Source organism: Flavobacterium yafengii, assembly GCF_030010375.1.
GTDB classification, from domain to species: domain Bacteria; phylum Bacteroidota; class Bacteroidia; order Flavobacteriales; family Flavobacteriaceae; genus Flavobacterium; species Flavobacterium yafengii.
In genome coordinates, this window is sequence record NZ_JASCRY010000005.1 from 50,103 (window position 1) to 75,567 (window position 25,465).

Genomic DNA, 25,465 nt, shown 5'->3' on the forward strand with positions numbered 1-25,465 from the left:
TGATTTTTTGGTTAAATCAGAACTCATTATGATTGTAATTTAAACCTGTTTTCTAAATCTTAAATTCTTATTTTTGCATAATAAATTTAAATTTCTCCATGCATAAATATATCGATCAACTCAACGAAGCCCAACGCGAACCTGTTCTTCAAAAAGACGGGCCAATGATTATCATTGCTGGTGCGGGCTCTGGAAAAACGCGTGTGTTGACTATTAGAATTGCTTATTTGATGAATCAGGGTGTTGATGCTTTCAATATTTTATCACTTACGTTTACCAATAAAGCGGCACGGGAAATGAAAACCCGAATCTCTCAAATTGTAGGTGCAAGTGAGGCCAAAAATCTTTGGATGGGAACATTTCACTCGGTTTTCGCCAGAATTTTACGTTCCGAAGCAGATCATTTGGGATATCCTTCGAATTTTACGATTTATGATTCCCAAGATTCATTGCGTTGCATTTCCGGGATTATCAAAGAAATGCAATTGGACAGAGATGTGTATAAACCAAAACAGGTTTTAAGCAGAATCTCCAGTTATAAAAATAGCTTGATTACGGTAAAAGCCTATTTAAACAATCCCGAATTACAAGAAGCAGATGCAATGGCTAAAAAGCCAAGATTAGGAGAAATTTATCAAAATTATGTTGATAAATGTTTCAAATCCGGAGCAATGGATTTTGATGATTTATTATTGAAAACCAATGAATTATTGACTCGTTTTCCGGAAGTTTTAGCCAAATATCAAAACCGTTTCCGTTATATATTGGTGGATGAGTACCAAGATACGAATCATTCACAATATTTGATTGTTCGTGCTTTATCGGATAAATTTCAGAATATTTGTGTGGTGGGTGATGATGCGCAAAGTATTTATGCGTTTCGTGGTGCGAATATTAATAACATTTTGAATTTCCAGAAAGATTATGAAGGAGTGAAAACCTTTAGACTGGAACAAAATTACCGTTCGACAAAAAATATAGTGGAAGCAGCGAATACTATTATTGATAAGAATAAAATAAAGCTGGATAAAATAGTTTGGACTGCGAATGATTTTGGTCCAAAAATAAAAGTCCACCGTAGCATGACCGATGCCGAAGAAGGGCGTTTTGTAGCCAGCACGATTTTCGAACAAAAAATGCAAAACCAACTTAGTAACGGCTCTTTTGCAATTTTGTATCGTACCAATGCACAATCCCGTGCCATGGAAGATGCGCTTAGAAAAAGAGATATTCCGTATCGAATTTATGGTGGTTTATCTTTTTATCAAAGGAAAGAAATCAAGGATGTATTGTGTTACTTGCGATTGGTTATCAATCCAAAAGATGAAGAAGCTTTGGTTCGTGTAATCAATTATCCGGCTCGCGGAATTGGAGATACAACAGTTGAAAAGCTTACAATTGCAGCCAATCACTACAAACGTTCCATCTGGGAAGTGATGCAGAACATTGATAAAATTGATCTGAAACTGAATTCGGGTACGAAGCAAAAATTGCAAGATTTTGTGACCATGATTCAGAGTTTTCAAGTAATTAACGAAAATCAAGATGCGTTTTACATCACCGATCACGTTGCCAAAAAAACAGGATTGGTTCAAGAATTAAAGAAAGATGCTACTCCGGAAGGAATGGCAAAAATCCAGAATATAGAGGAATTATTGAACGGTATCAAAGATTTCACCGAAGGGCAAAAAGAAATTGATGGTGCTCGTGGCGCCTTGTCTGAGTTTATGGAAGATGTGGCTTTGGCAACAGATTTAGACAAAGATACCAGCGATGAAGATCGTGTGGCATTGATGACGATTCACTTGGCAAAAGGATTGGAATTCCCTCATGTTTTCGTAGTAGGAATGGAAGAAGATTTGTTTCCGAGTGCGATGAGTATGAGTACAAGAAGTGAACTCGAAGAAGAGCGTCGTTTGTTCTATGTGGCTTTGACTCGTGCGGAGCATCAAGCATATCTAACGTATGCACAATCGCGTTATCGTTGGGGGAAATTAACTGATAGCGAACCTTCTCGATTTATTGAGGAAATTGACGCACAGTATTTAGAATATCTAACTCCGGCTGAATCAAATTACAGGTATAAACCAATGATTGATAGTGATATTTTTGGAGATGTGGATAAATCTAGATTGCGTCTGGCAAAACCGGCCAACGGAACGCCGCCGACCAAATATAGTTCAGATAATGAGCCTAAAACGGATATAAATATTCGTAAATTGAAACCTGTTAGCAGTAACGCTACAGCTAGCGGGAGTGCGAATTTGTTTGATAATAAATTGGTTGCCGGAAATATTGTAATGCATGAACGTTTTGGTAAAGGAGAAGTTTTAAACCTTGAAGGAGTGGGAGCGGATAAAAAAGCCGAAATCAAATTTGAAGTTGGTGGAATAAAGAAATTATTGTTACGCTTTGCGAAACTCGATATTATTGGATATTTTTTTTTTAATTTGTAGTTTCTTTTTGGTCGTCTGTTCGAGTGTTTTTTGTGGAGAGAAACGGAACAAAAAATGTATCGAGAACCATTTGCAACAAAAATTTGTATAGAGAAAAATAATATGAAACAGTCTTACGTATATATCTTAAAATGTTTTGATAATTCGTATTATACTAGAGTTACCAGTAATTTAACCCAAAGACTTTTTCAGCACGAAACAGGTTTTTATCCCGATTGTTATACCGCAAGCAAAAGACCCTTTGAACTAGTTTATTATTGTGAATTCACGGATATTAATTTTGCAATTGATATAGAGAAAAAATTAAAAAATGGTCTAGAGCAAAAAAAGAAGCATTGATTAATGAAGAGTATGACAAACTTCCTAATTTAGCAAAGAAAAAGTTTTAAAAGGGCTTTTGAAGTATCGAGAATTAAACGCTTTATTATGCTTCTCGATACAATTTTTAATAGTAAAGCTGTCGCATTACTATTAAAAATCACTCAAAGAGACGTCCAAAGCGACTTAACATAATGTTATTACCCTCGAAGTGAAGGTAAAATAATAAACTAAAAAAAATGGCTCAATTTATAAAAATATACAAAGAAAAACCTAACGAAGCGGCAATTGCCAAAGTGGTGAAGGTTTTAAAAGACGGCGGGTTAGTAATTTATCCGACGGATACTGTTTACGGATTAGGTTGTGATATTACCAATACCAAAGCTTTGGAACGGATTGCGAAGATAAAAGGCATAAAGTTGGAAAAAGCTAATTTTTCTTTTATTTGTCACGATTTAAGTAATATATCTGATTATGTAAGACAGATTGACACAGCAACTTTTAAACTATTAAAAAGAGCTTTGCCGGGACCTTATACGTTTATTTTACCCGGTAATAATAATTTACCAAAGGAATTCAAAAAGAAAACTACTGTCGGAATCAGGGTTCCTGATAATTCCATAGCATTAGAAATTGTGAAGTTGCTAGGAAATCCAATTGTTTCCACTTCTATTCACGATGATGATGATGTAATTGAATATACGACTGATCCGGAACTCATTTTCGAGAAATGGCAAAATCTTGTCGATATGGTTATTGATGGCGGTTATGGTGATAATATTGGATCAACAATTATTGATTTATCGGGTGATGAACCTATTGTAGTTAGAGAAGGTAAAGGAAGTTTGGATATTCTTTAATTAGTATTCAGCCCCGAAGAGTCGTGATTAGTGTTCGGTAAAAACCATAAAAAAAACGTCTTGATTTCTCAAGACGTTTTTTAGTTCAAATTATATTTGAATTATGGTCTTTGTTTTTTCATCTCTTTTTCAATCATGTCATAAAACTGATCGATTTTAGGTAAAACAACAATACGTGTTCTTCTGTTACGTGCTCTGTTTTCAGCTGAATCATTAGCTACTAAAGGAATGTATGAACTTCTTCCTGCTGCAATCAATTGTTCTGGTTTAACACCTAATTGAGTTGTTAATACACGAATGATAGAAGTAGAACGTTTCACACTTAAATCCCAGTTGTCTAATAAAATCCCTGAACCGTTATAAGGAACATTATCAGTATGACCTTCAACCATACATTCAAAATCCGGTTTGTCATTTACTACTTTAGCCACTTTAGCTAAAACACCTTTTGCTTTATCAGTTACATCGTAACTTCCTGTTTTAAACAACAATTTGTCAGCAATAGATATAAATACAACTCCTTTTTCAACATTTATTTCGATATCTGGATCAGAGATTCCTACAGCGCTTTTCAAACTAGTAACTACAGCAAGTGTTACACTGTCTTTCTTAGTTAAAGCATCTTGCATTCTGCTGATTTTTAAATCTTTCTCTTTGATAGATTCTAATGCTTTTTCAATATTTTCAGCTCCTTTTGTAGACAAGATAGTCATGTCTTTAGAAGTACTAATTAATCCTTGGTTTTGCTCTTTTAAAAGAGATGCAGTAGCCGAAAGTGCTGCTTTTTCTTCTAAACAAGAATTTAATTTTACTGTTGCAGTATTTAATAAGTCTTGAGTTTCTTTGTTTCTAGCTTCTAAATCAGTGTATTTCTTCTTAGATACACATGATGACAGTACCGCTAATACAGATAAGGCAATTACTATTTTTTTCATAGATGGTATTGATTTAATTAAATGTTAAAGACAAATTTACTTTTTTATATTTGTTTTGTTCTAAATAAATCGTTAAAAACAACGATTTTCTTAATAAAATAGATGCAAACGATACTTTTTGTGTTATAGTATTTTGGTTCTTGAAATTTGGTTCTTTTTTTATAATGTTTTAAAAATAATCTGTAAAAAGAAAAATGTGCTTTTAATATTGCAACAAAATGATTGAATTTTCCTTTCGTAAGGAATTGAATTCCAGCAATCCCATCCAGAACCATTCTGCCTAAAAGAATTGGATATAATTTATTTTTAGGAAGGTTTTTTGTCAGCATTAACAATGAATTTCTAAAATTCAAAAACGTTTTTTTCGGGTTTCCTTGTTGTAATGTAGCTCCACCAACATGATATACAATCGATTCTGAAATGTATTTTATTTTATATCCTTTATTGAAGGCACGCCAACACAAATCAATTTCTTCCTGATGTGCAAAAAAGACAGCATCAAAACCATTTAATTCTCTATAAACGGTACTTCTAATAAAAAAACAAGCTCCAGTTGCCCAAAATATTTCGCAATTATCATCGTACTGCCCGTTATCTTTTTCTAAAGTATCAAAAATACGCCCGCGACAATATGGATATCCATATTTATCTATAAAACCACCGGCAGCACCAGCATATTCAAAATATTCCTTATTTTTGAAATCAAGGATTTTAGGCTGGATTATAGCGGTTTTTGGTTCATTTTCGAAAGTTTTAAGAATGGGTTGCAACCAATTCTCGGTCACTTCAATATCAGAGTTTATTAACGCATACAAATCAGCCTCAATATGCTTTAAAGCTTGGTTGTATCCGTCTGCAAATCCTAAATTAGTGTCGTTTTTTACAATTTTAACCGAAGGAAAAAAAGCTTTCACATAGGAAACAGAATCATCCGTAGAAGCATTATCGGCAACATACACTGTGGCTTCCGGAGAATATTTCAGCACTGAAGGCAAAAATTTTTCTAACAATAAAATTCCATTCCAATTCAGGATGACAACAGCTATTTTCATTTAGATTATTTGATTATACAATTTTATACATTGGCAATTCAGGGAGGAATTGATATTTTTCATTTTCAAAATCCATTTGGCAAAAGTAATGATTCAATCCATTGGTTACCATCAAAAATTCGGACTTCATTGTCATATTGTATCTTGCAATCTGGTCGAAAGTCGTTTGAGCAATTTTTACTTCAGGTGCTTTGCATTCGATTAAAATGAAAATGGAACCATCAGAATTGAAAACTACTACATCGTATCTTTTGCGCAAGCCGTTGACTTTTAAAACTTTCTCTACATTGATCAATGATTTTGGGTATTTTTTTTCTTCCAATAAAAACTGGACTACATGCTGACGAACCCATTCTTCGGGAGTAAGAATGATAAATTTTTTCCTGATTTCATCAAAAATGGAGACTTTATTTTCGCTATTTTTGAAACGGAAATTATAAAGCTGAAAATTTAGTTTTTGCATAAAGCAAAAGTATTAAATAAGTTTAAAGTTTAGGGTTTAAAAGTTTCATTCGAAGCAACAAACTTTAAACTTCAAACTTTAAACAAAAAGGAATGGACGAGGTCATAAAAATTGTAAATGATATAAAAAGCGGGAACATCAAACCAATCTATTTTTTGATGGGCGAAGAGCCGTATTATATTGACAAACTTTCGGATTATATTGAAGAAAAAGTCTTATCCGAAGAAGAAAAAGGCTTCAATCAAACCGTTTTATACGGAAGAGATGTTTCAATAGAAGATATTATTTCGACAGCCAAACGTTATCCAATGATGGCAGAGCGTCAAGTGGTCATCGTAAAAGAAGCCCAAGATTTAATCAGAACCATAGATAAACTGGAAAGCTACGCTGAAAACCCAATGGCAACTACGGTTTTAGTTTTTTGTTATAAATACAAAACGCTTGATAAACGTAAAAAAGTTACAAAGTTATTAGCCAAAAACGGTATCGTTTATGAAAGCAAGAAATTATATGAGAACCAAGTAGGAGAGTGGATTAAGCGCGTTTTATCTGGTAAAAAATATTTAATCGAGCCTAAAGCAAACGCCATGCTGGTGGAATTTCTTGGGACAGATTTGAGTAAAATAAACAACGAACTCGAAAAATTACAAATTATCTTGCCGGTTGGAAGTACCATCACTCCCAAGCATATTGAGGAAAATATAGGGTTCAGTAAAGATTTTAATGTGTTTGAATTGCGAAAAGCACTTGGCGAACGCAACCAGTTAAAAGCGTATACTATTGCTGAAAACTTTGCACAAAATCCAAAAGACAATCCAATGGTGGTAACGACAAGTTTAGTCTTTGGATTTTTTATCCAATTGCTAAAATACCACGGGTTAAAAGACAGAAATCCAAAAAATGTGGCGGCTGTATTAGGTGTAAATCCATTTTTTTTGAAAGAATATGATGTGGCTTTGAAAAACTATCCGATGAAAAAAGTGAGTCAAATTGTTGGGGCTTTAAGAGATATTGATGTAAAAAGTAAAGGTGTTGGCGCTAATGCAATGTCTCAATCCGATTTGTTACGAGAAATGCTTTATAAAATATTTAATTAAAGGACAAAAAATTCCGATATTTGCACTCCTATTCCGAGACTTCGGAATCGGGTTTAAAATAAATACCACAATTATGGGAATGAATAAAAACACTATTTTAGGTTGGGCTACTTTGATAATGATCGTAATGGGTTTATTGCTTATCGCATTAGGCGCTTTTAGATATGATGACGTAGCGGGCTGGGGATTTGCAGCTGTTGGTGTTGGATTTTTGGCTAATGCCTGGGTGTTTAGTTCTTTAAAAGGGAGAGTATAATTGTTTTAAATGTTGAATTTTAAATTTTAAATTAAAAAAATAATGGCAGACGATAAAAAAGTGATATTCTCAATGTCAAAATTGAGTAAAACCTATCAAGGAGCAGATAAACCAGTACTTAAAAACATCTATTTGAGTTTCTTCTACGGAGCAAAAATTGGTATTTTGGGATTAAATGGTTCCGGTAAATCTTCTTTATTGAAGATTATAGCTGGTGTTGATAAAAATTATCAAGGCGATGTTGTCTTTGCACCGGGTTATACAGTGGGATATTTAGAACAGGATCCTATTTTAGATGATAGTAAAACGGTTATTGAAATTGTAAGAGAAGGAGTTGCTGAAACGATGGCAGTTCTCGACGAATTCAATAAAATCAATGATAGTTTTGGTTTGCCGGAAGTCTATGAAAATGCGGATAAGATGGAGCAATTGATGGATCGTCAAGCACTTTTACAAGATAAAATTGATGCATTGGGCGCTTGGGAAATTGATACCAAACTAGAAATTGCCATGGATGCTTTGCGTACGCCGGAAGGAGATACGCCAATCAAGAATTTATCTGGAGGAGAGCGCCGTCGTGTAGCTTTATGTCGTTTGTTATTGCAACAACCTGATGTATTGCTTTTGGATGAGCCTACGAATCACTTGGATGCCGAAAGTGTACTTTGGTTGGAACAACACTTAGCACAATATGCCGGGACTGTAATTGCAGTAACGCACGATAGATACTTTTTGGATAATGTTGCGGGTTGGATTCTTGAACTGGACAGAGGAGAAGGTATTCCTTGGAAAGGGAATTATTCATCTTGGTTGGAACAAAAATCAGGACGTATGGCTCTCGAAGAAAAAGTAGCTTCGAAACGTAGAAAAAACTTAGAACGAGAGTTGGACTGGGTTCGTCAAGGTGCCAAAGGGCGTCAAACGAAACAAAAAGCGCGTTTGCAGAACTACGATAAGCTTTTGAATGAAGATCAAAAACAATTGGATGAAAAACTGGAAATTTATATTCCGAATGGTCCGCGTTTAGGAACCAATGTAATTGAAGCTAAAGGCGTTTCTAAAGCATTTGGCGACAAATTGTTATACGATAATTTAAATTTTACTTTGCCACAAGCAGGAATTGTAGGGATTATTGGACCAAACGGTGCCGGTAAATCCACTATTTTCCGAATGATTATGGGGGAAGAAAAACCAGATGCTGGAGAATTTTTAATTGGAGATACCGTAAAAATCGCTTATGTCGATCAAGCGCACTCTAATATTGATCCTAATAAGTCCATTTGGGAAAACTTCTGTGATGGTCAGGAATTGATTATGATGGGCGGACGCCAAGTGAATTCACGTGCTTATTTAAGCCGTTTCAATTTTGGCGGAAGTGATCAAAACAAAAAAGTAGCTACACTTTCTGGAGGGGAACGCAACCGTTTACACCTTGCCATGACTTTGAAAGAAGAAGGGAACGTACTGTTATTGGATGAGCCAACGAATGATTTGGACATCAATACGCTTCGTGCTTTGGAAGAAGGTTTAGATAATTTTGCAGGTTGTGCCGTAGTAATTTCGCACGACAGATGGTTCTTGGACAGAATTTGTACGCACATTCTGGCTTTCGAAGGAAACTCTGAAGTGTATTATTTTGAAGGTGGTTTCTCTGAATATGAAGAAAATAAAAAGAAACGTTTGGGTGGTGATTTAACTCCAAAACGATTGAAATACAGAAAGTTAATTAGAAGTTAAATTCTAATTAATTTAATAATAGCAAGAGGATGACCATTGGTCATCCTCTTTTTTTGCGCTATTTTTTTATTTTTTTATCGGAATTCATCATAATTAAAACTGCGGCAACCAGTCCTATGATTACTAAACCAAATACGATAATCATTATAAATGAACCGTTATCCCAAGAAAAAAGTGTAGTGTCTTTCATGATTAATTAAATTTAAGATTGTCCAAATATATTATTCTTACAAAATAAAAGCCATGATAATTATCATAATTGGGCATTTATTCTAAAAACTTACCTTGGAGCTCTTTTGTGGGAATCAGGCAAGTTTCCTTTTTTCCATACCATTTGTATCGGTTCTTAGCGATATAATCGTAAATGTAATTATTGAACGCTATGGGGAATATCGAAAATATAGCGGCAAAATAGAATAGTCCACTTAAATTTTTTGCAATCTCTAAAGCAGCTTCTGATTTGTAATAATAAGCGAAACCCGGTTGATACAGAATAATACTATCCGTTTTTTGTGTTTCAATTCCTAAATGTTTAATGATTTTTTGACCTAAATCAGATTGTAAGGCAACGAACCTGAAAACATCTTTTGAATCATGCTTAATAATCATTTGTACTGCCGAATCACACAGATTACAAACGCCATCAAAGAGGATAATTTTTTTGTCTTTAGGAATATTGAGCATAATTTAAAATTTAAAATTCAACATTTAAAATTATTAACGGAGTTGAAATTTATTTTCGTCTGAACACTCCTTACTTTTTCCCCGCTTCAACAAATTCAAGTGCTTCCAGACTCACTTTTGAAGTAAAGACACCGTAATTAACCGTTGCTTTGTTTTTTTCAATAGAATCAATTGTTCCCACCGCTTTTCCGTCAAACATTCGCACGCGATCACCTACTTTTAGGATAGGTTTTGGTTTCTCAACCACCACTTTTAATTTCTTCTCTTTCTTTTCTTTTCTGATTTCTTCAACCTGAACGGTCACTTCTTGAATGACTTCTTTTTTCTTTTCAATCAGTGCTTTTGACTCTTTGGTTGTGGCTTTTTTGCGTTTTGAATTTTCGATTTCAATGATTTTCAAAAATTCTCCAAGGAGTTCTTTCTTGTTCTTATTATTGAAATATTTCTCCGAAATGTCTTCAATTTTTTGACCAATGTAAATTGTTTTCTGGTTGCTGTCATACAATTCCTGATAGCTTTCCAGTTTTTGCTTGATTTTTACATTGATATTCTCCATTTTTTTGCCTTCTTCACGCGCTTTGGTTTCTTCTTCTTTCAGCGTTTGAGAAGTTTTTTCCATCTTGGAACGTTCTTTCTGAAGGGTTGCAATGGTTTTGTCGAAACGTACTTTTCCAACTTCAATTTTCTTTTTGGCTCGATTGATTAAGCTGAAAGGAATTCCGTTTTTTAAAGCCACTTCAAAAGTGAATGAACTTCCTGCTTGTCCCAAAGCTAATTTATACATGGGTTCCAATGATTTTTCATCAAAAAGCATGTTGGCATTGGTGGCAAAAGGCAATTCGTTAGCCAGAATTTTTAGGTTTGAATAATGGGTTGTAATAATCCCGAAAGCTTCCCGATGGTAGAATTCCTCCAAGAAAATTTCGGCTAAAGCACCTCCTAATTCAGGGTCAGAACCCGTACCAAATTCATCAATAAGGAACATTGTTTTTCTATTGCACTTCTTTAGGAAGTAGTTCATGTTCTTTAATCGGTAACTGTATGTACTTAGATGATTTTCAATAGATTGATTATCTCCAATATCTGTTAAAATTCTATCAAATAAAAACGTTTCACTACGTTCATGTACTGGAATCAACATCCCGGATTGCAGCATTAATTGCAGTAATCCAACAGTTTTTAACGAAATGGTTTTTCCTCCGGCATTAGGACCTGAAATCACTATGATTCTGTTTTCCTGACCCAATTCAATGGTTTGCGGATGTGTAATTTCGTTTTTCTGTTTGTTATTCAAATACAGAATAGGATGGTAGGCATCTCTAAAATAAAGTCGGCGTTCTTCTGTAATTGTTGGTAAAATCCCATTGATTTTATTTGCATATTTTGCTTTGGCGGCAATTACATCAATATCACTAAGGAAATCCTGGTATTTGATTAACAGCGGTAAAAAAGGACGAATCTGATTCGATAACTGTTTTAATATTCGGGTGATTTCTTCTTTTTCTTCGTATTCAAGATTACTCAGTTCTCGAGAATATTGTAAAGTAGCTTCGGGTTCAATATAGGCGATACTTCCTGTTTTTGAACTGCCCAGAATCGATCCTTTTACTTTACGGCGATACATCGCTAAAACAGCCAAAACACGTCTGTTTTGCACAAAACTTTCTTTGATGTCGTCTAAATATCCTAAAGCATTGTATTGCGTTAATGCTGAGCCGAAACTTTGGTTTACTTTCCCGCGAACCGCATTCATGCTTCTGCGGATGTTCAATAAATCCGGGGAGGCATTGTCTTTTATTTCGCCATATTTGTCGACAACTTCATCGACCATCACAATGATTTCTTTGGTCAGTTCGACTTGGTTTGCTCTTGCATTTAAATTTGGATAATAATCCTCGAATTTTCTCAAAAAACTCAATAGGAAATTTACCGTTGAAGAAATCGTGGCGATTTTTCTAAAACTGCCTACTTCTAAGAAACTGTCTTCAATGGCTAGAAATTTTATCTCATGCGTGATGGCGTCAAAACCATGATTGGGAATGGCATTGTTATTTTGGAAAGACGAAACATATTCAGATGTTTGCATTAAGGCTTGCATCAAGGTTTCCTTGTCTTTAAAAGGGGTTATTTCTAATGCTTTTTGTTTTCCAATGTCGGTATTACAAATTGTCGAAATGGTTTCGAGAACAGTTGGAAATTGTAAATCTTGTAATGTTTTTTCGGTGATGGATATCATTTTATGATCTAAGTTGTAAAGGTTCAAAGTTACAAAGATTCAAAGTGAAATGCATTAATTTTTTTAGCGGACTTTGCGAAAAACTTTGCGAACTTTACGGCAAAATAAATTACATGCAAATCAATCTCAATCCCTCTTGGCAAACCATTTTATCTGATGAAATCAAGAAACCCTATTTTCAGGATTTAATGGAAACTGTTGCGGAGGAATACAAAAATCATACCTGTTATCCTCCAAAAGAATTGATTTTTACTGCTTTTAATTATTGCAGTTTCAAAGATGTTAAAGTGGTTATCATTGGTCAAGATCCGTATCACGGCAAAGGCGAAGCGAATGGTTTGTGTTTCTCTGTGAATGATGGTGTTCGAATTCCGCCCTCGTTACGTAATATTTTTCGTGAAATGAGTGATGATTTGGGGACTATTTTCATGCCCACTTCCGGAAATTTAGAAGCTTGGGCAAAGCAGGGTGTTTTATTGTTGAATGCCTCGCTGACAGTTAGAGAAGACAATGCCAACAGTCATAAACACTTGAAATGGAATGTTTTTACTGATGCTGTAATCCAAAAAATTTCGAAAGAAAAAGAGCATGTTGTTTTCTTGCTTTGGGGAAATTTTGCCCATAAAAAAGGACTCAAAATCGACCGAAACAAACATTTGGTTTTAGAATCCGGGCATCCTTCGCCTATGAGCGCAAATCAAGGAAAATGGTTTGGGAATAAACATTTCAGTAAAACGAATACGCATTTAAAACAAAACGGATTGAAATTAATTAACTGGATTTCAGTGGATTAATCATGTGGTTTAAAGATATAAGTACTTATTTTACACTGTTTTGCGTGAGTGATGGAAGTGGAGCTCTTTTTTGAGAGGCGTTTTAGCCTCTAAAAAAAAGCGGGAACGTACAGCACGACCCGAAGTTGCGAGGAGGAACGACGAAGCAATCTGCAGGGTCACGCCCAAATTAAAATAATGTTATTGGAAGGATTTAACAATAAATAGCACTAATTACGCCTATTTTTTAATGATATCCTCTAAAACGGCTTTATCAGAGTAATTAATAACTTTCAAAGTAACCTCTTGGTTTTTGATTGTTTTTCCTTCGATTACATACAATTTTCCTTTTTTGAGTTCGATATTGCTATTGTCAAAATCTACATCACCATATTGTAATGTGTTTTTTATATCGGCAGTATCAATCCATTTTTCAGCCAAAATCTGTGATGCTTTATCCGAATAATGGAATGGTTTATTTCTCAAATCATTTAAGACTCTTGCATTTGGAAAATAATTACAACGGGTATCTTTCCCACTAAAAACTAACGCTACAAAAAACAATCCGATAACTAAACCTACTAAATAATAAGCAAAACGATGTATAAATTTCATGAATTAAATTTTTGGCAAAGGTAGAAGAAAGTTTTCTTAAAAAACAATTAAATTAATGTCGTTGTTTGGTAAATCAAACCAATCGCCAATGGCACTATTTGTGAGGATTCCGTGGTACATATAAACACCATTTTTTAATCCTTTATCACAACGAATAGCGCTTTCTATACCGCCATCTGCAGCAATTTGCATCAAATAAGGTGTTATGATATTGCTAATGGATAACGAAGCCGTTTTAGAATATCTAGAAGGAATATTGGGTACGCAATAATGCAATACATTGTTTTTGATGAACGTTGGTTTCTCGTGTGAAGTCACTTCTGAAGTTTCAAAACAACCACCGGTATCAATACTGACATCCACAATTACAGCGCCGTTTTTCATGTGCTCCACCATGGTTTCCGTAACAATAACGGGACAACGTTCTTTTCCTCGCATGGCGCCAATAGCGACATCACATCGTCTTAATGCTTTCAGTAAGGATTTTGGTTGTATGGTAGAAGTAAAAATACGCTGATTCAAATTATTCTGTAAACGGCGTAATTTGGTAATGGAATTATCAAAAACTTTGACATTGGCACCTAAGCCAATAGCGGTTTTGGCGGCAAATTCCCCAACTGTTCCCGCGCCAAGAATTACAACATCGGTAGGAGGAACGCCGGTAATGTTCCCGAATAACAATCCTTTTCCGAATTCATTGGTAATCATCAACTCGGCAGCAATTAGAATCGAGGCTATTCCGGCAATTTCGCTTAACGCTTTCACTGCAGGATACGTACCATCTTCATCTTTTATGTATTCAAAAGCCAGTGCGGTAATTTTCTTTTTGGTCAAAGCCTCAAAATAGACTTTCTTTCGGGTTTTTAACTGAATCGCTGAGAGCAGAATCGTTTGCGGATTCATCATTTCAATTTCGGCAAGTGTTGCCGGCTCTACTTTCAATATCATGGGACAACTAAAAACTTTCTTTGTGTCACTGGTAACTTCAGCACCGGCATCACAATATTCTTTATCCGTATAACTGGAATTTAATCCTGCGCCAGCCTCAATCATTACCCGATGACCATGATAGGTCAGCGAGTTTACAGCGTCTGGAGTAAGACAAATACGGCGTTCCTGATAACTGGTTTCCTTTGGGATACCTATAAAAAGCTCGCTTTTCTTTCTTGCAACTTCAAGTTTTTCCTCTTGAGGTAATAGCTGTTGTTTTGTGAATGGCGTTATAGTAATTGACATTGATGTTGTTAAATTAAGGGTACAATTTACGTAAAAACTTTTAGAAAAAGTATAATATTAGCGCGGATAAATACAAGCGGATTCGTTACAAAAATTAGTGCATGATTCTTTCCATTTTTATATCGGCTCTTTCATAAACACCACCTTCCAAAGGAACTTCTACGAAACCAAATTTTTCATACAAATGAATCGCAGGCAGTAATTTCCTGTTCGAATATAAAATCAGCTTTTCAATTCCTTTCGCCTCGGCAACAGCAAGGCAATGCAGCATCAGTTTTTTACCAACTCCCAAGCCTTGAACGCCATCCGTTACTGCCATTTTACTCAATTCAAAGGTCGTGTTGTCGATTTTTATTAGTGAAACGGTACCTACGATGGCATCATTGTATTTTGCATAAAAAATCATTCCGCCTTTATCTATAATCTGCCCTTGCGGATCCGAAAGTACGATTTCGTCTTTGGGTTCCACCTTGAAATATTTTTTCAGCCATTCCAAGTTCAAGGTTTTTATAGGCGCAGCTAATGTTGCTGAAAAAGGGATAATTTCTACAGTATTATCTAAACTCATAATTACATTTAACTTAAGGTTAAAGATCTTTTTCCATCAGGAAGCAGTGAAATAGTTATAACGGAATGTGTTTCAGGAATCAAATTTGGAATCTTCTCCGCCCATTCAATAAAACACCAATTTCCGGAATACAAATAATCATCAACACCCATATCTAAAGCCTCTTCTTCTTTGTTTAATCTATAGAAATCAAAATGATAAACTAGCTGATTGTCATTGGCTTCGTATTCATTAACTAAAGAAAAGGTTGGGCTGCTTGTTGCGCCGGTTACGCCAAGCATTTTACACAATTGCTTGATCAAAGTGGTTTTCCCAACGCCCATTTCTCCATGAAACAGAATTACTTTTTTGGGGTTTTCGGCTATGATTTTTTGCGCCACTTCTTCGAGTTGGTCGATAGAAAAAATGATATTCATTCTTTTAAAATTGTTTAAAGTTTAAAGTTTAAGGTTCTACCAAAAAACTGAAAACTGAGACTGACTACTTTTTTATTTCGGATTAAAAACTAAAAACGGAATAATCATTTCTTCCAATGAAATTCCACCGTGTTGATACGTATTTTTGTAATAACTCACATAATGATTGTAGTTGTTGACATACGCCAAAAACAAATCATTTTTTGCAAAAATATAAGAACTGCTCATATTTATGGTAGGTAAGCCAACATTTTTTGGTTCTTTTACCGCATAAACATCTTTATGTTCGTACGTCAAACTACGTCCGGTTTTGTAACGTAAATTCAAACTGGTGTTTTTATCACCCACCACTTTCGACGGGTTTTTTACGTTTATCGTTCCGTGATCGGTAGTCAAAATCAATTTGAAACCCATTTTTTGAGCCTGTTGAATGATTTCCAAAAGCGGAGAATTCTTAAACCAACTCAATGTCAGCGAGCGATACGCTTTATCATCAGAGGCTAGTTCTTTTACCACATCCATTTCTGTTTTGGCATGAGAAAGCATATCTACAAAGTTGTAAACTATCGTAACCAAATCATTATCTTTTAAGGCTTTAAAGCTTTCGGCTAATTTTTTTCCACCGGCAAGACTGGTTATTTTAAAATAATCTTCCTTGATATTCAAGCCCAAACGTTTCAATTGCGCCGTCAAAAATTCTGCTTCAAAAAGGTTTTTCCCACCTTCTTCCGGGTCATTTTTCCAATATTTCGGGAACTGTTTTTCCATTTCCAGCGGGGTCAAACCGGAGAAAATAGCATTTCTCGCATATTGCGTCGCCGTAGGAAGAATAGAGTAGTAGGGTACTTCTTTTTCCAGTTTGTAGTAATTCCCCACAACACTTTCAAAGGCTTTCCATTGGTCGTAACGCAGGTTGTCAATCACTACAAACAAAATAGGCTTGTCTTTTTTCTTAAGTTCAGGAAGTACTAATTCTTTGAATAACGTGTGCGATTGAACCGGTTTATCCGCTTTTGGTGCAAACCAATCCTCATAATTGCGCTCAATGAATTTTCCAAATTGTGAATTGGCTTCTGTTTTCTGGGATTCCAAAATTTCAACCATCCCCTGATCGTCAATATTTTCCAATTCCAGTTCCCAAAAAATCAATTTCTTATACAACTCAATCCAGTCTTCATAGGAATTCACCATCGCCATTTCCATAGTGATTTTTCTAAATTCCTTCTGATAATCCAACGTTGTTTTTTGCGAAATCAATCGGGAATGATCCAAGTTTTTCTTTAAACTCAACAAAATCTGATTCGGATTCACAGGTTTGATTAAATAATCGGCAATTTTAGAGCCAATGGCTTCCTCCATAATGTATTCTTCCTCACTTTTGGTAATCATAATCATGGGAACCGAAGACTTTTTCTCCTTCATTTCTGACAGGGTTTCTAAACCGCTCATTCCTGGCATATTTTCATCCAAGAAAACAATATCAAAATTGTTTTCCTCAAAAATTGTAATCGCATCAAGTCCGTTGTTACAGGTAGTTACCTCGTAATTTTTCTTTTCCAGAAATAAGATATGTGGTTTCAAAAGGTCGATTTCATCATCCACCCAAAGTATTTTTATTTTATCCATAATTGTATAAACAAGTGTTCTAAAGTACTAAATTAAAGTGCCAAATTACATTTTTTTGTAACGGCTACCTGCTAATATTATGATAATTTTTTAACACACTTACGCTACATTTTATAAAATTACAATTCGCTTTAGTTTTATTTTGGGTTTGGTTCTGGGCGTGTCCCATTCTCCGTAAACTCCGTCTGGGTCGGGCTGTACGCTTTATCTTTTTCGTCAGTTCGAGTTTGCATTTTCAAGCAAGTATCGAGAACACGAAAAAGGATGCCGCTTCCATCCCTCACGCACTTTCCGGAAAGATTTGATTACTTATAAAAATTAAATTAACCCAACAATAATAAAGGATTTAGGGTATGTATCTCAAGTTTATATTCATTAGACAGTAATGATTATTCTTCTATTCCTTTTTTTAATACCATTTATATTGAATAAAAAAGCTGCCCAAAATTACTTTTGGACAGCTTGTAATAAAATATATTTATTCGTTTACTTATTGGGGTTGTGTAACAGTATTCATTTGTAAAGTTACGGCAGTTTGTGCCAACATTCTTCCGTTTATTGTTGCGCCAGTTTGTAAATTAATCCCCGTCATTCCCAATATAGTTCCTTCAAAATGGCTAGTAGTTCCGCATGTAACCGCATCTGCAACTACCCAAAAAATATTTTTGGCTTGTGCACCCCCAGTTAAAGTAATTCTAACCCCGGAGCTCAATTTAAGAGTTCCTGCAACTTGGAAAATAAAAACATCTGTTGAACTACCAGAAATAGTAATATCTGTAGGTATGATTAATGCAGTTGACCATTTATATAATCCAGGAGTAAGTGTTTTTCCTCCAATATCCCCTGCACCCAAATTTAAAAAATCAGGATTAGATCTTCCAGCAGCATCTGTATATGCGGTTTCCATATCTCCAATAGCAACTGTTAATCTTGTAGCATTAGTGATACTACATGGAAGTGGTCCCGCAGCATCAACCGTATATATTGTCCCTACAACTTCGTTACATTCAACTAAAACAGCACTACCAGTAATTGGACTGGATCCAATGTCACCAGTAATAGTTGATTTGTAAACATTTGTAATTCCTGTTTTTGAAAGAATTGCAAAATCCCCTGCAATTCCAAGATTGACAGCATTCAATGAACTAACTTTTGATGGAGTATTAACTGATTTAACAACTGCAGAAAGGTTAGATGACATTTTAGGAGTTAAAGCAGCAGAAGTTCCAGAAGGAGTAACAATATCATTATTTTGATCACAACTAGACATTAAAACAACCAATAGCACTGCTATGATTGGGAATAATTTGTTTTTTTTCATTTTTTTTGTTTTATGATGTGACTTTATTGTCAAGAAACGAAGTTAACTGACTTATTATCAAATAAGTTACATGATTTTAGTTAAATGTTGTTTAATTATCATTTATAGTGAATATTAATAATTATTATTGCATAATCGCTGGGATAAGTCAACACTTTGATAGCGTAGAAATTCTTTCCGTGCCCACAAAGATTGGTTGGCAATTTGAATGCTAAATAATTATAGATGTACTTGTGTTAATGGTCACGGATTGCAAATGAGCACGATCAGACACTATTATTTACAAACAAAAACAGTAAAACTATTAACATTAAAAACAGTAGGAAATGAAAAAGAAAACAGTGTTAATTATAGGGTTTCTAATTTCATTTGGACTTGGTTTTTACATGAATATTTTGGTTTCAAATAAAAACGGCAACAACATTGTGATTAAGCAGGAGAAAGATAAAAATAACATTAAAAAAGAGGGAAATATGAAATTAGGAGCCTTTTCAATGAGTCTTAGTGTCAAGGACATTCAAGTATCACAACAGTTTTATGAGAATCTGGGGTTTTCAGTATTTGCAGGTAGTTTAGAAAAAAATTATATCATAATGAAAAATGAGAATTCACTAATCGGACTTTTTCAAGGAATGTTTAAAAATAACATTTTGACTTTCAATCCAGGCTGGGATGAAAATGCTAATAACATAGCAAAGTTTGACGACGTTAGAGTAATTCAACAGGAACTAAAAAGCAAAGGTCTCAAAATAGATCCTGAAGTGGATGAGAAAACTTCTGGCCCCGCTGGTTTTATGGTAACCGATCCAGATGGAAATGTTATTTTAATTGACCAACACCGCTAATTTATTTTTACAATTGTATAGTTAGAGTATATCTTTCGATTCTAGAAATGCGGCTTGTGTTTCTAAATATGACGGATTCTAAACAAAAAAAAACACAATTAAATTCTAATGTTAGATAAAAAATACTATGTAAACGGACAAATAGCCCATGAGTTAGTTGGGGACCAATTGACTTATTTTTTCAAAAACGGAAAAGTAAAAGCAAAAGGCACTTTTATTAATGGATTGATGGAAGGAGAGTGGCTGTTTTATAGGGAGACCGGACAGCTTTGGCAAATTGGGAACTTCAAAAACAGCAAGAAAAATGGCTCTTTTATTCGGTATGACAGAAACGATCAAGTAGAATATCAAGAGACTTTTGAAAACGATACGATTATTAAAAACAAAAAATGAACACTATAATTCTCAAAACGGAACGATTAATTCTAAGGCCAATTTCACTATTGGATTTGGATTATATTCACGAATTGCATTCTTTGAAAGAAACAGATGAATTCAATACGTTAGGAATTCCTGCAGCTATTGAAGAAACAAAACTACTATTAGAAAAGTGGATTTTTGAAAACAATAAAGAGCTTATGACCAATTTTACTTTTGCGGTCGAATTAAATACTGGAAACCAAATTATAGGATTAATTGGAATCAATTTAGGAAAGGTAAAATATAAAAATGCAGAAGTTTGGTTCAAATTTCATAAAGATCATTGGAACAAAGGCTACGCTACAGAATCTTTGAAAAAAATTCTCCGTTTTGGTTTTAATGAACTTCATCTTCATCGGATTGAAGCAGGTTGTGCGGTTGGAAATATAGGTTCTATCAGCGTTTTGGAAAAAACAGGAATGACAAGGGAAGCCCACACCCGTAAATTATTACCCTTACCATCCGGCTGGTCCGATAATTACGGTTATGCTATTTTAGCGACTGATTAACAAAAATAAAAACTACAATATGAAATTTACAACAATCAATCTTGGAGACAATAAGATAGAAGTTTTTAATTCTTTTATGGCAAAAGAAACTATAGTATTAAACGAAAAAATAGTTTCGGAGAAACGTTCCATAACAGGAGCAACACATCATTTTAAAATGATTGAAAATGATCAAAAAGTAGCGTGCAAATTTATTTTGGGATATGGTTTAAACGGAGTGGTAATGAGTTTATATAAAGACAACAAACCAGTAATTGAGTCCCAAAGTAGTATGTTCTTTGGATTCGTATTAATTACGCTTCTTACGTTTGGATTTGTATTTATTTACAACCTGATTCTTAACTAAGAAATTTAAAAATAACATTTATAAGATTTTTAGATTAAATGACAAAACCACTGCCGATATAATAAGCAGTGGTTTTGAACAAACAGGAATCAATAATAAATGGGTAAAGTATTTAAATTAACTATTGCCAGCCACCACCAAGGGCTCTGTACAATTGAATTATCGCTTTATATTGTTGAAATTTATTGTCTATCAAGCTTAGTTCAGCATTCAAAGCATTGTCTTTTACAGTCAAAACTTCTAAATAATTAGCTAAACCGTAAGTCAACAATTCATCTGAATAATCGGTGGCTTTATTCAACGCATCGACTTGTTTTTCTCTAACGGTGAGTTTGTACGTTTCATTATTGTATTGTGCCAAAGCATCCGATACTTCTTTTCCGGCGGTCAATAACGACTGCTCAAACTGAAGATAGGCTTTTTCCTGATTGGCTTTTGCAATTTCAAACCTTGTTTTAATTTGTCTTTGGTTGAAAATAGGTTGTGTCAATCCCGTAATTACATTTGCAAAAATCGAATTGGCACTAAACCATTCTTTCAAATCAATACTTTGAAGTCCGCCGTTTGCAGTAAGTTTTAATGTTGGATAAAAATTACTTTTGGCTACATTAGTCTGTTCAAAATTTGAAATCAAGTTGTATTCTGCAGCGATTACATCAGGTCTGTTTCTCAACAATGTTGCAGGAACCCCAAGCGTAATTGTTGGTTGCATCGATTGCGTTTCAAAAGTATTCCTTTCAATTTTAGCGGAACCTTGACCCATAAGAATACTCATGGTGTTTTCAAGAATGATGATACTATTCTTTAAATCGGCAAGGATAATTTCGGTAGCATATTTCTGCGCTTCGGTTTGCTTCACGCCAACTTCGGTTACATTACCGGCATCTTTTAAAGCTATAATAGTTTCGATACTTTGGTTTCTGTTTACCAATGTTTTCTCCGCTAATTTTATTTGGGCATCAACCGAAAGCAATTGATAATAGGTCGCCGCAATGTTAGCAATCAATTGGGTTTTTACGGCTTGGTTTGCCGCAGTTGTTTGCAGATACGTAGCATTTACAGCACGCTTGTTGCTTCTTATTTTTCCCCAAATATCAGCTTCCCACGAAAGACTTCCTGTCAACTGATACTGATCCGTACTTCTGTTTTGCAACAAAGCACCAAACTGACTGTTCTTAGAAAGTTCTTGGTGCGTCCAATCTGTACTTGCAGAAAGAGTAGGAAAGTACCCCGCTTTTCCTTGTTTCATAGTTGCCTCTGCCGCTGCAATATTTTGCATGGCAATTTTGATATCCAAATTATTTTCTAACCCTTTCTTGATATATCCCTGTAAAAGCGGATCCGTGAAAACTTTGTCCCAAGCAACATTAGCCAGTGAAATGGTATCGGTTGAAACGATTTCGTTTCGGTATAAATTTTCCGTTTTTAATTCGGGTCTGTCGTATTCTTTGGCTACAAAGCACGATTGCATTACTGTTGCTGTCACTCCTAAGAGTACTATTTTATATATATTATTTTTCATCTTTTTCATCTAAAAGTGCAACATCTGATTCCTGATTTTCTATAGGAAGTGGTTTTGTAGAAATTTTTTCCTGTAGGGTTTGGAAAACAATAAACAATACCGGTATAACAAATACCCCCAAAATGGTTCCTATTAACATTCCGCCAATTGCTCCAGTTCCAATAGCATTATTTCCAATAGCTCCAGCTCCTTTGGCTAACATTAAAGGCAATAATCCGAAGATAAATGCAAATGATGTCATCAAAATAGGACGTAAACGAGCAACAGCACCATGGATAGCAGCTTGCGTAATACTCATTCCTTTTTTTCTAGAATCTACAGAAAACTCGACTATCAAAATGGCGTTTTTAGCGAGCAATCCAATAAGCATAATAAGTGTTATTTGTAAGTAAATGTTATTACTTACATCGAATAAATAAGCAAATAGGTACGCTCCTGCTAAACCAATTGGTAATGAAATTAATACGGCAAAAGGCAACATATAACTTTCATATTGAGCTGCTAACAAGAAATATACAAAAACCAAGCACAATAAGAAAATATACAATGTTTGACCGCCTGCACTAATTTCTTCACGAGTCATTCCTGAAAACTCATAACCATAACCAACAGGTAAGCTTTGACTTGCCACTTCTTCAACGGCTTTAATGGCATCACCAGAACTGAAACCTTCATTTGGAGCACCTGTGATTTTTACAGAGGTAAATAAATTGAAACGCTCAATTGCCTGTGGACCAAATACTTTTACTAAAGTCACAAATTCTGAAATAGGAGCCATCTGACCGTTATTATTTCTAACCAATACTTTATTTAATGATTCAGGATTACTTCTAAACTCTGGATCAGATTGATAAACTACTCGATATTGTTTTCCAAATTTGTTAAAATTAGATGCATAAACTCCACCATAATATCCTTGCATAGTTCCTAAAACATCAGTAACTGTTAAACCTGATTTTTTTATAGCAGCAACATTCAAATCAATTCGGTATTGTGGGTAATTTGGAGAAAAAGAAGTAGCCGCATATTTGATTTCGGGACGGCTGTTTAAAGCAGCCAAAAATTTATTATTTACTTCACTTAATTCTTGAATACTACCTCCTTTTTGATCTTGTAATTGAAATTCAAAACCATTGGTAAAACCAAAACCAACAAGTGTAGGACGAGCAAAATAGAGTACTTTTGCATCTTTAATTGTAGCTGTACGCTTAAATAATTCAGCTACAACAACTGTTATTTCCTGATTGGCATCTTTACGTTCTGCCCAGGTTTTTAATTTTACAATGACCATTCCGTAGTTACTACCAGTACCACTTATTAAACTACGACCTGAAATTCGAAGAACTTCTTGTATTTCAGGAATGTCTTTTACTTTATTTTCAATTTGCAATAATACTTCCTCTGTTCTTTCTAATGAAGTACCTGGTGGAAGTGAAACATCCGAAAGAATGGCACCTGTATCTTCACCAGGAACAAAAGCCTTTGGTGTAATATTTAATAACAAGATAAAAATTCCTGCAAAAACTGCAATTCCTAAAAATGCTAACCATTTGCGTTTTATAAAAAATTCAACTGATCTTTTGTACTTAGCGGTTGTTGTTTCAAATCCAGCATTAAATGCTGTATAAAAACGCTCCATAAAACCCTTTTTCTTTGAACTTTTATCGTGTTCCTTCAAGAAAATAGCACATAATGCAGGAGAAAGCGTTAGCGCGTTAATTGCTGATAATACAATTGAAACGGCTAAAGTTAATCCAAACTGTTTGTAGAAAACTCCTGCTGAACCACTGATAAACGAAACAGGAATAAATACAGCCGACATAACAAGTGTGATAGAAATAATCGCACTACTGATATCTTGCATGGCACTGTGAGCCGCTTTTTTTGGATTGTGTTCCCCAGCTTCCATTTTGGCATGGACGGCTTCAACCACTACAATGGCATCATCAACCACAATTCCGACGGCAAGCACTAAGGCAAAAAGTGTTAATAAGTTAATGGTAAAGCCAAATAGACTTAGGAAAAAGAAAGTTCCCAAAATAGCCACAGGTACTGAAATTGCAGGTATAAGGGTTGATCTCCAATCTTGTAAAAAGATAAAAACGACAATAAATACTAATAAAAAGGCTTCGATTAATGTATGAATAACTTTTGTGATAGATTCATCTAAGAAGTCATTTGCATTAATTAATGTAGCATATTTTACCCCTTTAGGAAAATTTACTTCGGCTTGATCTAATACTTTTAGAGATCCTTCAATTACTTCTTGTGCATTAGATCCTGCAGTTTGTGCAATTGCAATTGCAATAGATTTGTTTCCGTTTGTATATGCATTACTAGCATAATTTACAGCTCCTAATTCGATTTTTGCTACATCACCTAACTTAAGGATTTCTCCATTTTCGGTTGAACGAACAATAATTTCTTCAAACTCTTTTGCATTTTGTAAACGCCCTTTGTATTTTAGTGTATATTGAAAAGATTGGTCGCTACTTTCACCTAATTGACCTGGAGCTGCTTCAATATTTTGCTCTGCTAATAGCGTTGTAATATCCGAAGGAACTAGTCCGTAAGCGCCCATTACATCTGGCTTAAGCCAAATACGCATAGAGTAGTCTTTTTGACCAAAAATCATTGCTTCTCCAACTCCAGCTACACGTTTTATTTTTGGTAAAATATTGATATTGGCATAATTTTGAAGAAAAGTATCATCATAATCAGGATTTTCACTATACAATGATAAAATCAAAATATTATCACTTTGTCTTTTTGAAGTTGTAACACCAGCTCTTGTAACTTCTTGGGGTAATAATGGCGTAGCACGTGATACACGATTTTGTACATTCACAGCTGCTAAATCAGGATTTGTACCTAATTTAAAGTATATATTAATGGCTGCCGAACCATCATTATTTGATGTAGAAGTCATGTAAGTCATGTCTTCAACACCGTTGATTTGTTCTTCCAATGGAATTACTACCGAGTTCATTACAACTTCGGCACTTGCTCCTTGATAATTTGCTGATACAGTTACCGTAGGTGGCGCTATTTCTGGATATTGAGATACTGGAAGTGAGGTTAACCCTAAAACTCCCAAAATTACGATGATAATAGATATCACTGTTGACAATACCGGTCTGTCAATGAATTTTGAAAACATATTTTGTTATTTAT

Annotated in this window: 24 protein-coding genes and 1 pseudogene; 11 read left to right on the top strand and 14 right to left on the bottom strand. The window is 34.6% G+C overall.

Going from position 1 to position 25,465, the window contains the following annotated elements:
* The first annotated feature begins 98 nt into the window (after positions 1 to 98).
* The 3 genes and pseudogenes from QLS97_RS14830 (at position 99) to QLS97_RS14840 (ending at position 3,634) form a co-directional block, all read left to right on the top strand.
* A complete protein-coding gene (locus tag QLS97_RS14830; protein WP_282717730.1) occupies positions 99 to 2,456 on the top strand; it encodes an ATP-dependent helicase in 2,358 nt (785 codons plus the stop codon).
* A 102-nt stretch (positions 2,457 to 2,558) separates the two neighbouring features.
* Positions 2,559 to 2,845, top strand: a pseudogene (locus QLS97_RS14835) (GIY-YIG nuclease family protein).
* 168 nt (positions 2,846 to 3,013) lie between these two features.
* Positions 3,014 to 3,634 carry an L-threonylcarbamoyladenylate synthase gene (locus QLS97_RS14840; protein WP_282717733.1) on the top strand — a complete coding sequence of 207 codons (621 nt, stop codon included), beginning with the start codon at positions 3,014 to 3,016 and terminating at the stop codon, positions 3,632 to 3,634.
* 101 nt (positions 3,635 to 3,735) lie between these two features.
* On the opposite strand, the gene QLS97_RS14845 is transcribed toward QLS97_RS14840, so the two are convergent.
* From QLS97_RS14845 to QLS97_RS14855, 3 genes are read right to left on the bottom strand one after another with little or no spacing between them, the layout of a single operon-like run.
* Positions 3,736 to 4,569 carry an OmpA/MotB family protein gene (locus QLS97_RS14845; RefSeq protein ID WP_282717735.1) on the bottom strand — a complete coding sequence of 278 codons (834 nt, stop codon included), beginning with the start codon at positions 4,567 to 4,569 and terminating at the stop codon, positions 3,736 to 3,738.
* A 44-nt stretch (positions 4,570 to 4,613) separates the two neighbouring features.
* The gene (locus QLS97_RS14850; RefSeq protein WP_282717737.1) at positions 4,614 to 5,621 is read right to left on the bottom strand and encodes a glycosyltransferase family 2 protein; all 1,008 of its coding nucleotides are present in this window, start codon (positions 5,619 to 5,621) and stop codon (positions 4,614 to 4,616) included.
* A 13-nt stretch (positions 5,622 to 5,634) separates the two neighbouring features.
* The gene (locus tag QLS97_RS14855) at positions 5,635 to 6,084 is read right to left on the bottom strand and encodes a type I restriction enzyme HsdR N-terminal domain-containing protein (protein ID WP_282717738.1); all 450 of its coding nucleotides are present in this window, start codon (positions 6,082 to 6,084) and stop codon (positions 5,635 to 5,637) included.
* Positions 6,085 to 6,176: 92 nt separating this feature from the next.
* On the opposite strand from QLS97_RS14855, the gene holA reads away from it, so the two are divergent.
* From holA to ettA, 3 genes are all read left to right on the top strand, one after another.
* Positions 6,177 to 7,181 carry a DNA polymerase III subunit delta gene (holA, locus tag QLS97_RS14860; protein WP_282717739.1) on the top strand — a complete coding sequence of 335 codons (1,005 nt, stop codon included), beginning with the start codon at positions 6,177 to 6,179 and terminating at the stop codon, positions 7,179 to 7,181.
* A 73-nt stretch (positions 7,182 to 7,254) separates the two neighbouring features.
* Complete coding sequence (locus QLS97_RS14865; protein ID WP_282717740.1) at positions 7,255 to 7,437, top strand: CAL67264 family membrane protein; 183 nt, start codon at positions 7,255 to 7,257, stop codon at positions 7,435 to 7,437.
* Positions 7,438 to 7,479: 42 nt separating this feature from the next.
* A complete protein-coding gene (gene ettA / locus QLS97_RS14870; protein ID WP_282717741.1) occupies positions 7,480 to 9,174 on the top strand; it encodes an energy-dependent translational throttle protein EttA in 1,695 nt (564 codons plus the stop codon).
* Between the two features lie 58 nt (positions 9,175 to 9,232).
* On the opposite strand, the gene QLS97_RS14875 is transcribed toward ettA, so the two are convergent.
* From QLS97_RS14875 to QLS97_RS14885, 3 genes are all read right to left on the bottom strand, one after another.
* Complete coding sequence (locus QLS97_RS14875) at positions 9,233 to 9,364, bottom strand: hypothetical protein (protein WP_282717742.1); 132 nt, start codon at positions 9,362 to 9,364, stop codon at positions 9,233 to 9,235.
* Between the two features lie 77 nt (positions 9,365 to 9,441).
* Positions 9,442 to 9,858 (bottom strand): thiol-disulfide oxidoreductase DCC family protein, encoded by a 417-nt coding sequence (locus QLS97_RS14880; RefSeq protein ID WP_282717743.1) that lies wholly within the window; start codon positions 9,856 to 9,858, stop codon positions 9,442 to 9,444.
* Between the two features lie 70 nt (positions 9,859 to 9,928).
* Positions 9,929 to 12,094, bottom strand: a complete 2,166-nt coding sequence (locus tag QLS97_RS14885; protein WP_282717745.1) for an endonuclease MutS2 — start codon at positions 12,092 to 12,094, stop codon at positions 9,929 to 9,931.
* Positions 12,095 to 12,207: 113 nt separating this feature from the next.
* Between QLS97_RS14885 and ung the strand changes: the two genes are divergently transcribed.
* Complete coding sequence (gene ung, locus QLS97_RS14890; protein WP_282717746.1) at positions 12,208 to 12,888, top strand: uracil-DNA glycosylase; 681 nt, start codon at positions 12,208 to 12,210, stop codon at positions 12,886 to 12,888.
* 219 nt (positions 12,889 to 13,107) lie between these two features.
* Here the strand turns inward: ung and QLS97_RS14895 are convergent, their stop codons facing one another.
* From QLS97_RS14895 to QLS97_RS14920, 6 genes are all read right to left on the bottom strand, one after another.
* Complete coding sequence (locus QLS97_RS14895; RefSeq protein WP_282717747.1) at positions 13,108 to 13,482, bottom strand: DUF4258 domain-containing protein; 375 nt, start codon at positions 13,480 to 13,482, stop codon at positions 13,108 to 13,110.
* A 36-nt stretch (positions 13,483 to 13,518) separates the two neighbouring features.
* Complete coding sequence (locus QLS97_RS14900; protein ID WP_282717749.1) at positions 13,519 to 14,718, bottom strand: alanine dehydrogenase; 1,200 nt, start codon at positions 14,716 to 14,718, stop codon at positions 13,519 to 13,521.
* A 94-nt stretch (positions 14,719 to 14,812) separates the two neighbouring features.
* Entirely contained in the window at positions 14,813 to 15,286 is a 474-nt protein-coding gene (locus QLS97_RS14905; protein WP_282717751.1) for a GNAT family N-acetyltransferase, read from the bottom strand.
* Between the two features lie 8 nt (positions 15,287 to 15,294).
* A complete protein-coding gene (gene tsaE, locus QLS97_RS14910; protein ID WP_282717753.1) occupies positions 15,295 to 15,702 on the bottom strand; it encodes a tRNA (adenosine(37)-N6)-threonylcarbamoyltransferase complex ATPase subunit type 1 TsaE in 408 nt (135 codons plus the stop codon).
* A gap of 72 nt (positions 15,703 to 15,774) precedes the next feature.
* Complete coding sequence (porX, locus tag QLS97_RS14915) at positions 15,775 to 17,328, bottom strand: T9SS response regulator signal transducer PorX (RefSeq protein ID WP_282717755.1); 1,554 nt, start codon at positions 17,326 to 17,328, stop codon at positions 15,775 to 15,777.
* Between the two features lie 490 nt (positions 17,329 to 17,818).
* Positions 17,819 to 18,649, bottom strand: coding sequence for an ice-binding protein (locus tag QLS97_RS14920; RefSeq protein ID WP_282717757.1), 831 nt, complete (start codon positions 18,647 to 18,649; stop codon positions 17,819 to 17,821).
* Positions 18,650 to 19,122: 473 nt separating this feature from the next.
* Between QLS97_RS14920 and QLS97_RS14925 the strand changes: the two genes are divergently transcribed.
* The 4 genes from QLS97_RS14925 to QLS97_RS14940 all read left to right on the top strand — a co-directional run bounded on the left by QLS97_RS14925 (position 19,123) and on the right by QLS97_RS14940 (position 20,769).
* Positions 19,123 to 19,494 carry a VOC family protein gene (locus QLS97_RS14925; RefSeq protein WP_282717983.1) on the top strand — a complete coding sequence of 124 codons (372 nt, stop codon included), beginning with the start codon at positions 19,123 to 19,125 and terminating at the stop codon, positions 19,492 to 19,494.
* Between the two features lie 108 nt (positions 19,495 to 19,602).
* Positions 19,603 to 19,887: a toxin-antitoxin system YwqK family antitoxin gene (locus QLS97_RS14930; protein WP_282717758.1), complete on the top strand. Its 285-nt coding sequence runs from the start codon at positions 19,603 to 19,605 to the stop codon at positions 19,885 to 19,887.
* A complete protein-coding gene (locus QLS97_RS14935; RefSeq protein ID WP_282717760.1) occupies positions 19,884 to 20,423 on the top strand; it encodes a GNAT family N-acetyltransferase in 540 nt (179 codons plus the stop codon). Before QLS97_RS14930 ends, QLS97_RS14935 begins: the two co-directional genes overlap by 4 nt.
* Positions 20,424 to 20,442: 19 nt before the next feature.
* On the top strand, positions 20,443 to 20,769 hold the full coding sequence (locus QLS97_RS14940) for a hypothetical protein (RefSeq protein ID WP_282717762.1): 327 nt from the start codon (positions 20,443 to 20,445) through the stop codon (positions 20,767 to 20,769).
* Positions 20,770 to 20,890: 121 nt separating this feature from the next.
* Here QLS97_RS14940 and QLS97_RS14945 read toward each other — a convergent pair whose 3' ends face one another.
* Positions 20,891 to 22,291, bottom strand: coding sequence for an efflux transporter outer membrane subunit (locus QLS97_RS14945; RefSeq protein ID WP_282717763.1), 1,401 nt, complete (start codon positions 22,289 to 22,291; stop codon positions 20,891 to 20,893).
* Positions 22,281 to 25,451 carry an efflux RND transporter permease subunit gene (locus tag QLS97_RS14950; RefSeq protein ID WP_282717765.1) on the bottom strand — a complete coding sequence of 1,057 codons (3,171 nt, stop codon included), beginning with the start codon at positions 25,449 to 25,451 and terminating at the stop codon, positions 22,281 to 22,283. Before QLS97_RS14950 ends, QLS97_RS14945 begins: the two co-directional genes overlap by 11 nt.
* Positions 25,452 to 25,465: the final 14 nt, after the last annotated feature.

Coding starts and splice junctions, on each gene's coding strand:
- QLS97_RS14830 (WP_282717730.1), top strand. CDS start 99: ATGCATAAATATATCGATCAACTCAACGAAGCCCAACGCGAACCTGTT.
- QLS97_RS14840 (WP_282717733.1), top strand. CDS start 3,014: ATGGCTCAATTTATAAAAATATACAAAGAAAAACCTAACGAAGCGGCA.
- QLS97_RS14845 (WP_282717735.1), bottom strand. CDS start 4,569: ATGAAAAAAATAGTAATTGCCTTATCTGTATTAGCGGTACTGTCATCA.
- QLS97_RS14850 (WP_282717737.1), bottom strand. CDS start 5,621: ATGAAAATAGCTGTTGTCATCCTGAATTGGAATGGAATTTTATTGTTA.
- QLS97_RS14855 (WP_282717738.1), bottom strand. CDS start 6,084: ATGCAAAAACTAAATTTTCAGCTTTATAATTTCCGTTTCAAAAATAGC.
- holA (WP_282717739.1), top strand. CDS start 6,177: ATGGACGAGGTCATAAAAATTGTAAATGATATAAAAAGCGGGAACATC.
- QLS97_RS14865 (WP_282717740.1), top strand. CDS start 7,255: ATGGGAATGAATAAAAACACTATTTTAGGTTGGGCTACTTTGATAATG.
- ettA (WP_282717741.1), top strand. CDS start 7,480: ATGGCAGACGATAAAAAAGTGATATTCTCAATGTCAAAATTGAGTAAA.
- QLS97_RS14875 (WP_282717742.1), bottom strand. CDS start 9,364: ATGAAAGACACTACACTTTTTTCTTGGGATAACGGTTCATTTATAATG.
- QLS97_RS14880 (WP_282717743.1), bottom strand. CDS start 9,858: ATGCTCAATATTCCTAAAGACAAAAAAATTATCCTCTTTGATGGCGTT.
- QLS97_RS14885 (WP_282717745.1), bottom strand. CDS start 12,094: ATGATATCCATCACCGAAAAAACATTACAAGATTTACAATTTCCAACT.
- ung (WP_282717746.1), top strand. CDS start 12,208: ATGCAAATCAATCTCAATCCCTCTTGGCAAACCATTTTATCTGATGAA.
- QLS97_RS14895 (WP_282717747.1), bottom strand. CDS start 13,482: ATGAAATTTATACATCGTTTTGCTTATTATTTAGTAGGTTTAGTTATC.
- QLS97_RS14900 (WP_282717749.1), bottom strand. CDS start 14,718: ATGTCAATTACTATAACGCCATTCACAAAACAACAGCTATTACCTCAA.
- QLS97_RS14905 (WP_282717751.1), bottom strand. CDS start 15,286: ATGAGTTTAGATAATACTGTAGAAATTATCCCTTTTTCAGCAACATTA.
- tsaE (WP_282717753.1), bottom strand. CDS start 15,702: ATGAATATCATTTTTTCTATCGACCAACTCGAAGAAGTGGCGCAAAAA.
- porX (WP_282717755.1), bottom strand. CDS start 17,328: ATGGATAAAATAAAAATACTTTGGGTGGATGATGAAATCGACCTTTTG.
- QLS97_RS14920 (WP_282717757.1), bottom strand. CDS start 18,649: ATGAAAAAAAACAAATTATTCCCAATCATAGCAGTGCTATTGGTTGTT.
- QLS97_RS14925 (WP_282717983.1), top strand. CDS start 19,123: ATGAAATTAGGAGCCTTTTCAATGAGTCTTAGTGTCAAGGACATTCAA.
- QLS97_RS14930 (WP_282717758.1), top strand. CDS start 19,603: ATGTTAGATAAAAAATACTATGTAAACGGACAAATAGCCCATGAGTTA.
- QLS97_RS14935 (WP_282717760.1), top strand. CDS start 19,884: ATGAACACTATAATTCTCAAAACGGAACGATTAATTCTAAGGCCAATT.
- QLS97_RS14940 (WP_282717762.1), top strand. CDS start 20,443: ATGAAATTTACAACAATCAATCTTGGAGACAATAAGATAGAAGTTTTT.
- QLS97_RS14945 (WP_282717763.1), bottom strand. CDS start 22,291: ATGAAAAATAATATATATAAAATAGTACTCTTAGGAGTGACAGCAACA.
- QLS97_RS14950 (WP_282717765.1), bottom strand. CDS start 25,451: ATGTTTTCAAAATTCATTGACAGACCGGTATTGTCAACAGTGATATCT.